Source organism: Rhizobacter sp. (genome assembly GCA_019635355.1).
Lineage (GTDB): Bacteria > Pseudomonadota > Gammaproteobacteria > Burkholderiales > Burkholderiaceae_C > Rhizobacter.
Genome location: JAHBZQ010000001.1, coordinates 4,376,573 through 4,390,472, shown reverse-complemented (window position 1 = coordinate 4,390,472; position 13,900 = coordinate 4,376,573). Strand labels below are relative to the sequence as shown.

Below are 13,900 nucleotides of genomic sequence, written 5' to 3'. Positions count from 1 at the left end.
AAGCCCTGGAGCAAGACATGAACTTCGAACTTACCGACGAACAACAGCAGCTCGCCGACTCGCTGCGCAAGTACCTCACCAACGCCTACGACTTCGAGAAGCGCAAGGCCATCCTCAACTCCCCCACCGGCGTGAATGAGAAGGTGTGGGCCACCTTCGCCGAACTCGGCCTCACCGCGATGACGCTGCCCGAGGCCGACGGCGGCTTCGGCGGCGGTGCCGTCGACCTGATGGCCGTGATGCAGGCCTGCGGCGAAGCGCTGGTGGTCGAGCCCCTGCTCGACAACATCGGCCTCGCCGGCCGCCTGCTCGCCCGCGCCGGCAACGACGCACAGCGCAGCGCCTGGCTGCCGGGCCTGGCCGATGGCTCGGTGCAGCTCGCCTTCGCGAGCAGCGAGCCCGGCCACCGCTACGAGCTGGCGCCGCAGACCACCACCGCCACGAGCAACGCCGACGGCTGGCTGCTCAACGGCGAGAAGACCGTGGTGATCGGCGCACCGACGGCCACGCGCCTCATCGTGTCGGCGAGCAATGGCAATGGCGCGAGCCTCTTCCTCGTCGACCCGAAGGCCGCAGGCGTTTCGCTCAAGGCCTATCGCACGGTCGACGGCATGCGCGCTGCCGACGTGAGCTTCAGCCACGTGAAGCTGGGCGCCGACGCACTGCTCGGCACGGCCGGCGAAGCCCTGCCGCTGATCGAGGAAGCGGTCGACTTCGCGACCGCCCTGCTCTGCGCCGAGGCCGTCGGCGCGATGCAGTTCGCCTGCGACGCCACGCTCGAGTACCTCAAGACGCGCAAGCAGTTCGGCGTGGCGATCGGCTCGTTCCAGGCCTTGCAGCACCGCATGGTCGACATGGTGGTGGCCACCGAAGAAGCCCGCTCGATGGCCATCCTCGCGGCGGCGAAGGTCGACGACGGCGGCCTCACGCCGACCGAGCGTGCCCGCGCGGTGTCATCGGCCAAGGTGAAGATCGCCGAAGCCGCGAAGCTGGTGCGCGAGGAATCTGTGCAGCTGCACGGCGGCATGGGCATGACCGAGGAGCTGAAGGTGTCGCACACCTTCCGCCGGCTCACGATGGCCTCGCAGCGCTTCGGCGATGTCGACCACCACCTGGAGCGCTATGCGGCCCTCGCATGACGTTCCGGCGCAAAGCCATTCGGGCCCCCGGCGGATGGGCGATGCCTGTACGATGGGTCGGCACGTGATGTGAAGTCCTGACCGTCCTGACGACGCTTGTTCGTTGAGCACCGACAACCGCGGCCTGGGTCCGCGGTTTTTTTCTTCTGGGGGCCCCAATGAAGAACATGCAAGAAGCAAGCGAGAAGATCTGCGAACTCAAGGGCAACCTGGTCGCACTCGAAGCCCTGGTGACGGCCATGATGAAGGTCATGCCGCCCGAGGCGCAGGAAGAGCTCAAGGGTGTGTTCGAGCAGCATGCGGAGGTCGCGCGCACCGTGCTGCTGCACGTGCCGATCTCGGAGCACTCGATCACCGCCTTCGAGGCCGACGTGGGCCGCACCGGGCGCTTCATCGACCGCACCGAGGCCGCAGCGCATGCCGACTCGCCGGCCGGCTGCGACACGGTGCTGCTCACCGTGGCACGTGTGCACACCTTCGAAGGCGCCAGGCCGCTGACAGCCGCCACCGGCTTCTTCTTCGAAGCGGCCGGCCGCCTCTACCTCGTGACCTGCCGGCACGTCTTCATCGACGCGGCCAGCGGCCACCACCCCGACCGCCTGGAGATCGAGTTGCACACCGACCGCTCGAACCTCACGCAGGTGGCGCAGCTCTCGATGCCGCTCTACCGCAACGGCACCGCCACCTGGCGCGAAACGCACGACAGCGCCGGCATGGTCGACGTGGCGGTGCTCGAGATCGACCCGAGCACGCTGCCGGCCAACTGTGTGCTGCAGGCCTGGACGCCGGCGCACATCGAGGCCAAGCCGTCGAACGTGCCGGTGGGCGCTTCGCTCGTGGTGATGGGGTTCCCGCTCGGCTTTCACGACACGCTGCACCACCTGCCGGTGATCCGCCAGGGGCAGGTCGCGTCATCGTTCGGCTTGCGCTTCCAGGGGCAGGGTTACTTCCTGACGGACGCACGAACGCACCGGGGCACCAGTGGTGCGCCAGTGTTGAGTCACCAGCACGGGAACTGGAAGCTGTTGGGAATTCACGCTGCGCGGCTCGACATGTCGGCCCGCAGCGTCAGCGACGATGAGTCGCTCGGGTTGAACTCGGCGTGGTACGCCGACGTGCTGGCCCGCCTGACGACGCACTGAGCGTGCGCCGCGGGGGTGGTCAGTCCATCCCCGCCGCCAACTGTTTGCACATGTTGAGCCCCACCTCCGTCAAGCGGAGGCTGCCGCCATTCCACTCCAGCCAGTTCAAGGCGACATAGTCTTCGATGTCGCCGTCGGGCACCTCGGCCGCCCGGCACCTGCGCAGCAGGTCCACGGTGGCGGGCAAGGTGTCTCTCAGGGCTTCACGGCGTGAGGGCGAGGGCAGCGCACGAGGAGCGTCCACGATGGCGTCCGGTCGGCGGGGCGGGGGTGGGCAGGGTCAGATGCCGCGGATGCGCGAGGCTTGCGGGCCCTTCTGGCCTTGGGTCACTTCGAACTCAACGCGCTGGTTCTCCAGCAGCGTCTTGAAGCCGGTGCCCTGGATTTCCTTGAAGTGGGCAAAGAGGTCTTTGCCGCCGTTGTCGGGGGCGATGAAGCCAAAGCCCTTGCTTTCGTTGAACCATTTCACGGTGCCGGTTTCGGTGGTCATGTCGTATTCCTTCAATGGGGGAGAAAAGAGGCGCCAGCTGGTGCTGGTGCGCGAGAGCAGAGTCTGGATCTGGGCGCTGAATTCTTGAGTCGTCATTCAGCCCGATCAGCGGCGCCCGAAGCGGGCTGCGCCAGCGCCAGCGCCGGGAGGGGGTGCGCCCCGACGGTCGAGGTGCCGGAACGTGATGCGGCCCTTGCTCAGGTCATAAGGCGACATTTCCAGCGACACGCTGTCGCCCGCGAGGATGCGGATGTGATGCTTGCGCATCTTGCCGCCGGTGTAGGCGATGAGTTGGTGCCCGTTTTCGAGCGTCACGCGGAACCGCGAGTCCGGGAGGATCTCGTTGACGGTGCCATTCATTTCAATCAGTTCTTCCTTGGCCATGTATTCCCTGTGCAAGGTTTCGAAGTGGTCGCACCACGGGCGTTGCCGCCGCGGTGCATCGGGGGAGTGGCATGCCCTCGAAGCGAGGACGGCCGGTAGTGGAGGGGAGCGTGCCAGGCACGCCAGCGGCGGGTGAACTCGATCCCGCGGGTGGTTGGCAGGGGTAGATGCTGCGAACCAGGGCTGCCAGAGGAGCCGAGATTGCGCTGGGCAATCGGTCTGGCCAAGGAGGGAGATCACTCGGATCTCAGCGCTGCCCAGAGAACTCTTGGGGGGAGGTGCCTGGGCGCGTCGAGCCCGCATGTTACTCCGTATGGCCCCGCAGCGGGTTGGCGGGTCTTCCCGAGCGTGACGTTTCCCCGATCAGTAGTCCCAATCCTCATGCCGAACGGGCAGACGGTTGAGCGCTGCCCGCAGGTGCTGCCAGTTCGGCAAGAAGAGATCCATCAGGGATGTGAATCGCGCGTTGTGCGTCGGCTCGATCAAGTGGGCCATCTCGTGCACGACGATGTACTCCAGGCACTCGGGCGGCTTCTTCGCCAGGTCGGTATTCAGGCGCATGGATCGACTCGCCGGGTTGCAACTGCCCCACTTCGTCTTCATGCGCTGCACATAGACCGGCCCAACCTTCACCCCCATCACCGGCTCCCACTTGGCCACGAGTCGGGGGACAGCCTCGCGCACCTGCTCGCGGTACCACGCATCCAACAAGGCAGCGCACCGCGTCTCGGCAGTACCGGGGCGCACCTGCAGCAACAGCCGATTGCGCTTCAGCACCACGCGCGGTGCCTCGTCTTTCTCCACCCGGTCCATCAGGCAGCGGCGCCCCCAGACGTGATGGGTTTCGCGGGTGAGGTAGAGCCGCGGCGTCTCGCGCTCTTGCGCCTGCATCTTGCGCTGCTGCGACTTGATCCACACCAGCCGAGAGACCACGAACACACGGATGGTGTCGAGCTTCATGTGCTGCGGCGCGGCCACACGCACTCTGCCCTGCGGCGGCAAGACGCTCAGGTGCACATGCTTGATGTCCTTGCGTACCACCTCGACAGGCATGCCACCGAGGTCGAGCTGCGCAACGGCCATCAATACTCCTTCTGCGCAAACACGATCGGGAACAGACGCTCCACTTCGTTGATGTCGTGCAGCACGCCATACATCGCCATCTTGACGAGTTGCTCCTTGGCCCGCTCTCCACGCCAGTCGTCGGGGCAGTCGCGCCGGATGGCGGCGTCGAGCCGCAGCGCGAGCGCCACCAGCGGATCGGCTTCGCCATACGGCGCGTCGGGCTCGGCTGCCTGGTTTTCGGGCCGATGTTTCTTCAGATCGTTGTAAAGCGCCAGACGACCCTTGGTGTCCAGGGCAGCCGGTACGGTGTCGTCTCGGCCCACCTGCACCCGCCGCGCCAGATCGGCGATGCGGCGCAGGTACTCCTCGTACTCGATGGCCTTCTGCTTGCGCAGGTGGATGATCTCGTCCAGCAGGGCCGACATCTTCTCGAAGTAGGCCGGGTCCGTGAGGTGCTCCTTCAGGATCTTGCTGCGCACGTTGTTCTCGATGCTCTCGGCCACCGCTTCACGGTTGCCCTGGCGGTTGCCGAACTCGTGCGCAATCGCTTCGGCGATGCCGGTCTTGACGATCAGTTCCAGCAGGCCCACGCCGTCAAACGGCGAAATCTTGCGCGGTGCCGACGCCTCGATGTAGGTGTCGATCAAGTGGCGCATGTCGGCCTCGAAGGGCTTCAGGTCCAGCGTCTCGACCGCAGCCTTGCGGACCCATTCGCGCAAGTCGGTGTAGTGCTTGAGCTGCTGCTGGAGGCGCGTGATGTCGGCCGGGCTGTAGCCCGCCGCCGCCAGGTCGTCAGCCACGTTGGCATAAGCCCTCAACAACGCCACCACCCCCTTGTAGAGCGCCACGCGCTGCGGCTCATGTTCCTTCAGGTCGGTGGCGATCTCGGTGTTGCCGCAGAAGTAGTGCAGGTAATCGAGGTCGCTCCGGGGCAGCGGCACGGGCTCGCACAGCAGCGCCAGCGCTTCGAGTGCACCGTCGAGGCGCTCACGCGCCAGGCTCAGGCGGTCGTGCATCAGCACCTGCGGGTCGGCCCTGCCCGCGCTGTGGTCCAGCTCGGCGGTGTAGACGGCAATCGCCTTCTCGACCTTCTTGAACAGGTCTTTGTAATCGACGATGTAGCCGAAATCCTTGTCGTCACCATCAAGCCGGTTGGTGCGGCAGATGGCCTGGAACAGGCCGTGGTCCTGCATCGACTTGTCGATGTAGAGGTAGGTGCAAGGCGGTGCGTCGAAGCCGGTCAGCAGCTTGTCCACCACCACCAGCAGCTTCATCTGGGCCGGCGCCTTGATGAACAAGGCCTTGGCCTGGTCTTCGTAGGTCTCGGTCTTGCTGCGGCCGGGCTGGGCCTCCACCTCCTTCAGCAGCTCGGTGTAGGTGTTGTAGATGAACTGCTTGTCGGTCTCGGTGTTGGCGCCAGTCTCTTCGAGCGTCACGTCGCGGGCCTGCGGGTTGTAGGAGGTCACCACCGCACAGCGGCCCTTGAACGGCGTCTTCTGGAACAGCGTGAAGTACTTGCAGGCTTCGTAGATGCTCGCCGCCACCAGGATGGCGTTGCCACGCTCGTTCGACAGTCGTGGCTTGGTGGCGAAGTCGAACACGATGTCGGCCACCACCCTCTCCATGCGCGAGCGCGAGCTGAGCACGTTCTGCATCGTGCCCCAGTGCTTCTTCAGCTCGTCGCGCTGCCACTCGTTCAAGCCGCGGGTCTTGACCTCGAACCACTGGTCGATCTGCGCCGAAGGGCCGAGCTTCTGGTCGATGTCGCGCGCCTCGTACACCAGGTCGAGCACCACACCGTCTTCCACCGCCTCGCTGAACTTGTAGGTGTGGATGTAGTCGCCAAACACCTCCAGGCTGGTCGCCTTGTCTTGCTTCAGGAGCGGCGTGCCGGTAAAGCCGATGAACACCGCGTTGGGCATCATCGCCTTCATGGTGCGGTTGAGGCGGCCGTTCTGCGTGCGGTGACATTCGTCGACGAACACGAAAACCTCGCCCACCGTGGGGCTGGGGGCGGCGCGCAGCTCCTCGATGAACTTGTCGAACGCCGCGTCGTCCTTGCCACGGCCCGCGAGGCCGAACTTGTGCACCAGCGAACACAGCAGGCGTGGGCTGGGCTGGGCCAGCTGCTGCATCAGGTCGCGCCCGCTGCCGGTGCGGTAGATGGTTTCGCCCGCATCGCTGAACACACGCTCGATCTGTTTGTCGAGTTCGTCGCGGTCGGTCACGATGGCCACCCGCGCACGCGGGTTGTTCTCCAGAATCCAGCGCGCCAGCAACACCATCAAGATGCTTTTGCCTGCGCCTTGGGTGTGCCAGATGATGCCGCCCTGGCGCCTGCGCACATGCTCCTGCGCCGCCTTGATGCCGAAGTACTGGTGCACCCGCGGCAGCTTCTTCACGCCGCCATCGAACAGCACGAAGTCGTGCACCAGCTCCAGCAGGCGCCGCTTCTCGCACAGCTTGAGCAGGTACTTGTCGAGCTTGTAGCGGCTGTTGTCAGCTTCGTCTTCCTTCCAGGTCAGGAAGTACTTGTCTGGCGTGCCCACCGTGCCGTAGCGCAGGCCTTCCGAGTCGTTGCCCGCCATCACCAGCTGCACCGTGCTGAAAAACCATGCGTTGAACTCGGGCCGCTGGTTCGAGAGGCTCTGGCGGATACCCTCGCCGATGTCGACGCGGCTGTTCTTCAGCTCCAGCACGCCGATGGCGATGCCGTTGAGGTAAAGCACGATGTCGGGCCGGCGCTCGTGGCCGCCGTGCAGCGTCACTTCTTCGGCAAACGCGAAGTCGTTCTTCTCGGGCTCGGCCCAGTTCACCAGGTGCACCGTCTCGTGCGGCTTGCCCGCCTCGGCCTGCACCGGCACGCCGTAGCGCAGCAGGCCATGCACCGCCTGGTTGTTGGCGTAGAGCAAGCGGCTGGGGTGACGGGCTTCGGTGCGCAGCTTGTGCAGCGCCATCGCCATCTGCGCGGCGCTGTAGCCGCGGCCCGTGAGGTGCTGGGTGAGCAGCGCCTCTTCGATGTGGCTGTTGCCGCTGCGATCCGTCCAGTCGCCCAGCGCCCGGTAGCCCAGCTCGTCGCGCAAAAGCGCGGCCACCCGGTCTTGTGTGGCCCGCTCGGGTTTGCTGACACTGCTCATGGGCCTCCCTCCCGTGGGTGCGACTGTCGGTGTGCCTATTCGTCTTCGAGCTGCAGCGCGCCCTGCGGGGCACTGGGCGGCCACTGCCCGGCTTCGGCCAGGGTTTCGTGCCAGCGGTGCATGGCGGCATCTTCCACCGCGTATTCGCCACGGGCCGATTTCCAGACCAGTGCGGGGGTGCGCTGCCGCAAGGCTTCGAGTGCCTTCTGTGCCTGCGCCACGCTCACCGCACGGCCCACCTTCTCGCGGTAGAACTTCAGCGCCTCTGCGTCATACGGGCGAAAGCGCGGGCCCTGCTCCAGCATGCGCCACAGCACCGCCTGCTCGGTGGGCTTCAAGCCCACGTAGTCAGACTCCATCTGCGCTTCGTCGTCATGCTGGCGCTGCTTGGCGGCCTCCAGCATGGCCGGCTCAAAGCGGCCCGGCAACACGGCCAGCGGGCTCAGCTTCTGGCCCAGCGCCTCCATGAAGAACTGCGGGCGGTTGCCGAAGCCCTCAAACGCCGCGAGCAGCATCTGCGCATCCACCGGCCGCAGGTCGGGCCGCTGGGCTTCGATCAATTGCACGATGTGGGCGATGAAGTCGGCATCGAGCGGCGGCATGCGCTGGATCTGCGAACCATAGAAAGGCGAACCGCTGGTGTTGACCAGGCGCAGCAGCTTGTCGCGATCGGAGCCCGACATCACCAGCATCAGGTTCACCTCCCCCGGCCGGTTGAGCTGGTCGCGTGCCGACTTGAGCGCCGACATCGCGTTTTCACCGGCCTCGCTGGTGAGGGCGTGCTGCGCCTCGTCGATGATCAGCGCCACCGGCTTGCCTGCAGCCTCATGCAATACGCGCAAGGCATCGGCCAGGGTGAGGCCATCGACACGGCCGATCTTGGTGACGTCGATCTGCAGCCAGTTGCCCAAGCCCAGCTTGTCGAGCGCGGCCTTCTTGGCCGTCTTGGCCAGCAGGCCCAGGTGGGGCTGCAAGGCGCGGGCGATGGCCTCGGCGATCAGCGCCGCCGGGTCGCGCGCCATGTGGGCCCACAGGTCCACGTACACGACCACGGCTCCCGCACGCTCCAGCGCCGGGCTCAGGTCGCCGCGCAAGAAGGTCGTCTTGCCCGTGCGGCGCGGGGCGGCGAGGAAGAGACCGTTGTGTGCGTCGCCGAAGGTGGCCCGGCCCTGCAGGGCCACCACCAGTTCATCGGCCAAGGCGGTGCGGGGGTGGGCGAACATGGGTTTATCGGAAATTATCTGAATTCAGATAATTTATCTGTTTGCAGATAAAAAGCAATAGTGGGCCGCCGCACGGCTCACACCAGCCGGATGCGCCCGGTCAGCAGCGCCTGGGCCATGCCCTGCTTGAGCGCGCGGGCCTTGGCGAGGCGGGCTTCGAGGGCGGTGAGTTCGGCGTCCATGTCGGAGAGGGTTTGGGCGATGGCGGCTTGTTCTCGCAGGCAAGGCATCGGCACAGGCATTTCGGAAAACTGCTGGCCATTGACGCCGGGTTGCCCACTACGCATCGACATAAGGCGTATCCAATCCCAGTACGGCCCCGTTTGCGCGAAATACAAAAAGAAAGCCGGCACAAGTTTCGTTGGATCGACTCGCACACGAATCAGAAAGCCAGCAAACACGAGAGGACCGTCCGACTCCCGATAGAGATACGACTTTCCAACACTGGCACCAGTCCGTGCAAAAACAGCATCCCCGTCACCGAGGTAATAGCGCTCAGCATTCACACGTTGAACGGACACACGAGACCACGCCGCGAACCTTCCATCCTCGGTGATGTCTGTAATTCGCAAATAAGTCGGTAGCCGATCTGAGAAGGGCACGGCAGGTGCATTGATACCGTAGTCGGGAGCAGCAAATAAGTTCTCGCGAAGCGGCACCACAGGCCACTTGCCGCCGCGGTAAGGAGCAAACAATTCCTGCATCGCACCTTGCTTGATCTGGCGCTTCTTGGCGATCAGTTGCTCCAGTGATTCGATCAGGACGTCGGCATCGCTCAGGGCTTTGGCGATGGCTTCTTGCTCATCAGGATCCGGGAGTGGCACCTTGATTGTTGCGAGATCAGCTTGCCCAACATTCGCTCGCACTGCACCTTGCCCACGCGCGATGATCTGCGCCCTTACTGCGGGTGATCTGAGGACGTAAGACGCAAAGTTTGGCTTCAGACGGCTGTTGCGAGGAATGCCTCGAATCACGAAGCCACCAAACACAGTCGCAGCATCCCCTGCAAAAACTGAAGCCAGACCTACTTCTTCTTGAGTCTCGGAAGTGCGGTTGAATAGCACATCGCCGAAGCGCAAGGCAAAGTTGGCCAGAACAGACTCTGGCAATTCAACACGCCCTGGGATACGGGAATCCAGCAGTCTTCCATGCGTGATGACTTCGAGAACATTCACAAAAGGAACGCCCTTTCCATACGCAGTTCGATCCGCATTGACCCCGTTCTGGAAACGATAAAACTCCGTCAGCGGAACGATGGCCCAGTCATCTGGAAAAACACCCAACTCCGTCTGGCGCAGCTTGGGCAGCGCGCGGCACCGCACACTCGGCTCCCTCACTTCCATGAGAACCCCATCGCCGCCAAGTGCTTCGCCACTTTGGCGTCGAACTCGTCCACACGCTCCACCATCTGCGGCAACGCCGTGCCATACCGATCCGCCAGCTCCTTGACACGCTGCGTCAGCGCCTGACTCACCCGATCCATCTCGCCATGCACCGCCGCATCGAGCGCCGCCATCCATTTGTCATCCACCACCAGCACCTTCACCTCGGCTTCGCTGAGCGTCGGGTAGCGCGCATAGACCGCGTCATCCAGTGCCGTCTCACGCTCGGCCAGTTGCTTCTTCAGCTTCGCCGCCCGCGCCGCCAGCCGCTGCCATTCGGCGAGCACACGCACCTCCTCGGCAGCGTCAGCGTCATCGCCGATCTCGCGCAACCGCTCTTTCACGCTGGCGGCGTTGACCTTGTCGAAGCTTGAAAACACCGCCTCCTCACCACCGTGCTCTTCTTCCAGCTCGGTGATCTGCGCAAGCACCGCTTCCAGCTCGGCGCTCAGGCCATCGATGGCGGCCTGCTCGGCCGCGAAGTAGCGCGCCACGAGGTAGCGCTTGGGCACGAGGTCACAGGCCCAGCCCTTGTCGATCTGCTTGCCGGGCTTGCCATCCTTGCCCTTCTTCACCTCGATCACGCGGTGCGTCTCGGCGCGCCAGCCCTCGGCGGCGATGAGGTAGCAGTCGTCCTGCATGGTCTCGGCCCAGTGGTCCATCACGTGCTGGTAGACGGCATAGGGGTCGATCAGCGGCCGGTCCCAGTAGCAGCTGAGCGCGCTTTCCGACATGCGCACGATCAGCTCCTTGGGGTGAAAGCCGGGCTGCAGCGTCTTGAGCACGGCCGCGGTCTGATCGCGCCACGCGGCAAAGTGGGTGTTCATCTGCGCGATGAAGGCCTTGAACTCCGGGTGCTCGTGGATGGTCGGCTTGATGGCGGCCGGCGCCACGGCGAGGTCGACATAACCCTCGCGGTTGGGGCGGAAGAGCGTGGCCCGGAGCTGCGGGCACACGGCCCAGTAGCGACCGAGGGCCTCCACATCCGCCACGGGAATGCCGCCGCGCAGGTGGCCTTCGATGTCTTGCCGGTCCTCGGCCTGGGCGCTGTCGATGTAGCGCGGCAGGTTGAGGTTGAAATCGTGGCGCTCGATCTCGTCGAAGCCCACCAGGCGGGCGTAGCGCGGGTCGCTCTCGTCCTGCCGGGCGAAGGTGTCGACGATGCGGTGGATGTCGCGCTCGCGCAGGCGGTTCTTGGGGCCGTCCTTGAGGTAGCCCTGGCTGGCGTCGATCATGAAGATGGCGCGTCGCGAGGCCGCAGCGCTCTTGTCGATGACGACGATGACGGCCGGGATGCCGGTGCCGTAGAAAAGGTTGGCCGGCAGGCCGATCAGGCCCTTGATGAGCCCACGGCGCACGAGGTTCCGGCGGATGTCGGCCTCGGCGTTGCCGCGGAACAGCACGCCGTGCGGCAGGATGCAGGCCGCCGTGCCGCTGCTTTTGAGCGAGCGCACGATGTGCAGCAGGTAGGCGTAGTCGCCCTGCTTGGCGGGCGGTACACCGTAGGTCGTGAAGCGCTCGAAACGCTCGGTGAGCGGATCGGTGATGCCGGTGCTCCAGCGCTTGTCTGAAAACGGCGGGTTGGCCACCACGTAGTCGAAGGTCTTGAGGCCCTCACCGTCGAGGAACTTGGGGTCGGTGAGGGTGTTGCCTTGCTCGATCCTGGCGCCGGGCTTGTTGTGCAAGACCATGTTCATCTGCGCCAGGCCGCTGGTGGCTTCGTCTTTCTCTTGGCCGTAGAGCGTGACGTTGGCGCTGGCCGCCTCACCCACCTTGAGCAAGAGCGACCCCGAGCCACAGGTCGGGTCGTAGACGGTGGTTTTGTTGGTGGTGTTGGCGCCTGCGATGCCCAACACGCTGGCCACCACGCGGCTCACTTCGGCTGGCGTGTAGAACTGCCCTTTGCTCTTGCCGCTCTCGGTGGCGAAGTGGCGCATGAGGTACTCATACGCATCACCCAAGATGTCGTCACCCTCCGCACGGTTCTTGCTGAAGTCGAGCGCCGGGTTCTCGAAAATGGCAATCAGGTTGCCCAGCCGTTCGACCATCTCCTTGCCCTGGCCAAGCAGGGCCGGGTCGTTGAAGTTGGCCTTGATGCGGATGCGGTTCTCCGTCTCCAGCGGCTGGACGATCTGCTTGTTGATCAGGTCGCCGATGTCGGGGCGGCCTTTCAGGGCCACCATGTCGTTGAAGCTCGCGCCCTTGGGGATGGTGATGGGCGAGATGGGCGCGTGGGCGTACTTGTCGCTGATGTACTTGATGAACAGCAGGGCCAGCACGTAATCCTTGTACTGGCTGGCGTCCATGCCGCCACGCAGCTCGTCGCAAGAGGCCCAAAGGGAAGAGTACAGCTCGGATTTCTTGATGGCCATGGAGAGCAGATCGTCGGGAAGAGGGGCTCGCGGGGGCGAATCCTAAGCTGCTGCGCAAAACTGCTCGGGCGGAACGCCGTTTGCTCGCCGAGTTCTACAACCAGGAGTCACACATGCTCAAGTGGGCCATCATCTTCTTCATCATCTCCCTCGTCGCCGGCCTCTTCGGCTTCACGGGCGTCGCGTCGGGCTCGCGCAAGATCGCGAAGGTGCTCTTCGCGATCGCGCTGGTGATCTTCCTGATCGTGCTGATCTTCGGGGTCTTGCTGGGCACGCTGGTCTTCTGAGCGCACCCTCGGCTGCGTCTCGACGGCGGCCCCGCGGCCGTAACCGCCAGTACCCGAGTGGCCGCCTCAAGAATGCGGCGCAGCCCGACCTGCTGCCACCGCGCGCCACGGTGTGCCCCTGGGCGCTGACCATCGACCAGCGGCTCCCTCGGTAGAAGCTTGATGCGACACATCTGCCGGCCCGGCACCCAACCGCTGACGGGTTAGCTTCGCATTCTCTGCGTTGTCGGCCCCGCCAGGCTGCTGTGGGAAGTACGAATGGTGTGCCGGCCATCTCCCCGTGAAATGAGCCTCAACGCACGAGTTCATTCACTACGCGGAGGCCCCAAATGGGACGCAACATCGCCAGGTTCATTCTGTTGTGTGCTTTTTCAGCCACCCTCGCCGGCTGCGGCGGGTCGGAGCTGGAAGGTGTGTCGGAGCGGCGGCTGACGGCCGAAGAGCTGGGGGTGACGCAAACCATCCAGAAGCCGCTCGGTTTTCTGGTCAGCACGAGCCGCACGGTCGAGAAGCAAGCGCGGGGCGCCGCGGAAGCGCGGGCGGTGGCGCGCCACCTCGAGTCGGAGCTGGCCGCCACGCAGCAGAAGGCGAGCCTGGCGAGAGCGTGGGGGCGCCACGCCGAGGCCGACGCGCTGGCGCAGAGCGCCAAGGCCCTTGCCGTGCGCTCACGCGAGAAGGCCGACGAATCGACTCGCCTCGAACAGCAGCGCACGCAGAAGCTGAGCGACACCGCCGGCTTCCTGATCAAGGCGGTGCGCGAGGCGCAGGCCAAGGGCACTCCTCAGCTGCTCTACCCCGACAGCATGGCCACGCTGCGCGACGCGGTGCGCGACTTCGTCGGCCTGTACCGCCCGCTGGCGCTGTCTCAGCAGTCGGGCGGCTTCACGGCGCAAGACCTGCAAGCGGTGGAGGCCCGGCTGGCCGCCATCCGCGCGGCAGACTTCGCCCTGGCGCGCGAGCTGCATCACCGCGCCCCGTCGGAAGACGGCCGCACGCTCAAGACGACCACGCACGTCGAGTTCGCCGGGCTGCTGCTGGCGGTCGACATCTCCAGCGGTGACGTGAAGCTGAAGTGGAGCAACGGCTTCGGGCCGATCAAGTGGACGGTCGCCGGCGGCGCGGGCAGCAGCGAGGGCATCAAGACGCTGGTCCTGCGCAGCGGCAACACGCAACGGGTGTATGCGGTGGCCGGGCGCAAGATCTTCCTGCACATCCCGCAGTCGACGCTCCAGACCGAGGGCGACCGGATGGTCATCACCACGCTGTGAGCGTGCGGCTG

12 protein-coding genes are annotated in these 13,900 nt (G+C 65.1%); 4 read left to right on the top strand and 8 right to left on the bottom strand.

Annotation, left to right across the window (positions count from 1 at the left end; translation table 11 throughout):
• Window positions 1-17 precede the first annotated feature (17 nt).
• Together KF892_20415 and KF892_20410 are read left to right on the top strand one after the other, a co-directional pair.
• Entirely contained in the window at window positions 18-1,139 is a 1,122-nt protein-coding gene (locus KF892_20415; protein ID MBX3627385.1) for an acyl-CoA dehydrogenase family protein, read from the top strand.
• Between the two features lie 158 nt (window positions 1,140-1,297).
• Window positions 1,298-2,281 (top strand): trypsin-like peptidase domain-containing protein, encoded by a 984-nt coding sequence (locus KF892_20410; protein ID MBX3627384.1) that lies wholly within the window; start codon window positions 1,298-1,300, stop codon window positions 2,279-2,281.
• 19 nt (window positions 2,282-2,300) lie between these two features.
• Here the strand turns inward: KF892_20410 and KF892_20405 are convergent, their stop codons facing one another.
• From KF892_20405 to KF892_20370, 8 genes are all read right to left on the bottom strand, one after another.
• Complete coding sequence (locus tag KF892_20405) at window positions 2,301-2,507, bottom strand: hypothetical protein (GenBank protein MBX3627383.1); 207 nt, start codon at window positions 2,505-2,507, stop codon at window positions 2,301-2,303.
• Window positions 2,508-2,561: 54 nt separating this feature from the next.
• Window positions 2,562-2,771, bottom strand: a complete 210-nt coding sequence (locus KF892_20400) for a cold-shock protein (GenBank protein ID MBX3627382.1) — start codon at window positions 2,769-2,771, stop codon at window positions 2,562-2,564.
• Between the two features lie 105 nt (window positions 2,772-2,876).
• The gene (gene infA, locus KF892_20395; protein ID MBX3627381.1) at window positions 2,877-3,155 is read right to left on the bottom strand and encodes a translation initiation factor IF-1; all 279 of its coding nucleotides are present in this window, start codon (window positions 3,153-3,155) and stop codon (window positions 2,877-2,879) included.
• Between the two features lie 363 nt (window positions 3,156-3,518).
• A complete protein-coding gene (locus tag KF892_20390; GenBank protein MBX3627380.1) occupies window positions 3,519-4,238 on the bottom strand; it encodes a M48 family metallopeptidase in 720 nt (239 codons plus the stop codon).
• Window positions 4,238-7,357, bottom strand: a complete 3,120-nt coding sequence (locus KF892_20385) for an HsdR family type I site-specific deoxyribonuclease (GenBank protein ID MBX3627379.1) — start codon at window positions 7,355-7,357, stop codon at window positions 4,238-4,240. The genes KF892_20390 and KF892_20385 overlap by 1 nt, the downstream gene beginning before the upstream one ends.
• A 35-nt stretch (window positions 7,358-7,392) precedes the next feature.
• Window positions 7,393-8,580, bottom strand: coding sequence for an ATP-binding protein (locus KF892_20380; GenBank protein MBX3627378.1), 1,188 nt, complete (start codon window positions 8,578-8,580; stop codon window positions 7,393-7,395).
• A 77-nt stretch (window positions 8,581-8,657) separates the two neighbouring features.
• Window positions 8,658-9,923 (bottom strand): restriction endonuclease subunit S, encoded by a 1,266-nt coding sequence (locus KF892_20375; GenBank protein MBX3627377.1) that lies wholly within the window; start codon window positions 9,921-9,923, stop codon window positions 8,658-8,660.
• Window positions 9,914-12,334 carry an N-6 DNA methylase gene (locus tag KF892_20370; GenBank protein MBX3627376.1) on the bottom strand — a complete coding sequence of 807 codons (2,421 nt, stop codon included), beginning with the start codon at window positions 12,332-12,334 and terminating at the stop codon, window positions 9,914-9,916. The genes KF892_20375 and KF892_20370 overlap by 10 nt, the downstream gene beginning before the upstream one ends.
• A 113-nt stretch (window positions 12,335-12,447) precedes the next feature.
• Between KF892_20370 and KF892_20365 the strand changes: the two genes are divergently transcribed.
• Together KF892_20365 and KF892_20360 are read left to right on the top strand one after the other, a co-directional pair.
• On the top strand, window positions 12,448-12,621 hold the full coding sequence (locus KF892_20365) for a DUF1328 domain-containing protein (protein MBX3627375.1): 174 nt from the start codon (window positions 12,448-12,450) through the stop codon (window positions 12,619-12,621).
• A gap of 329 nt (window positions 12,622-12,950) precedes the next feature.
• A complete protein-coding gene (locus KF892_20360) occupies window positions 12,951-13,889 on the top strand; it encodes a hypothetical protein (protein MBX3627374.1) in 939 nt (312 codons plus the stop codon).
• The last annotated feature ends 11 nt before the right edge of the window (window positions 13,890-13,900 follow it).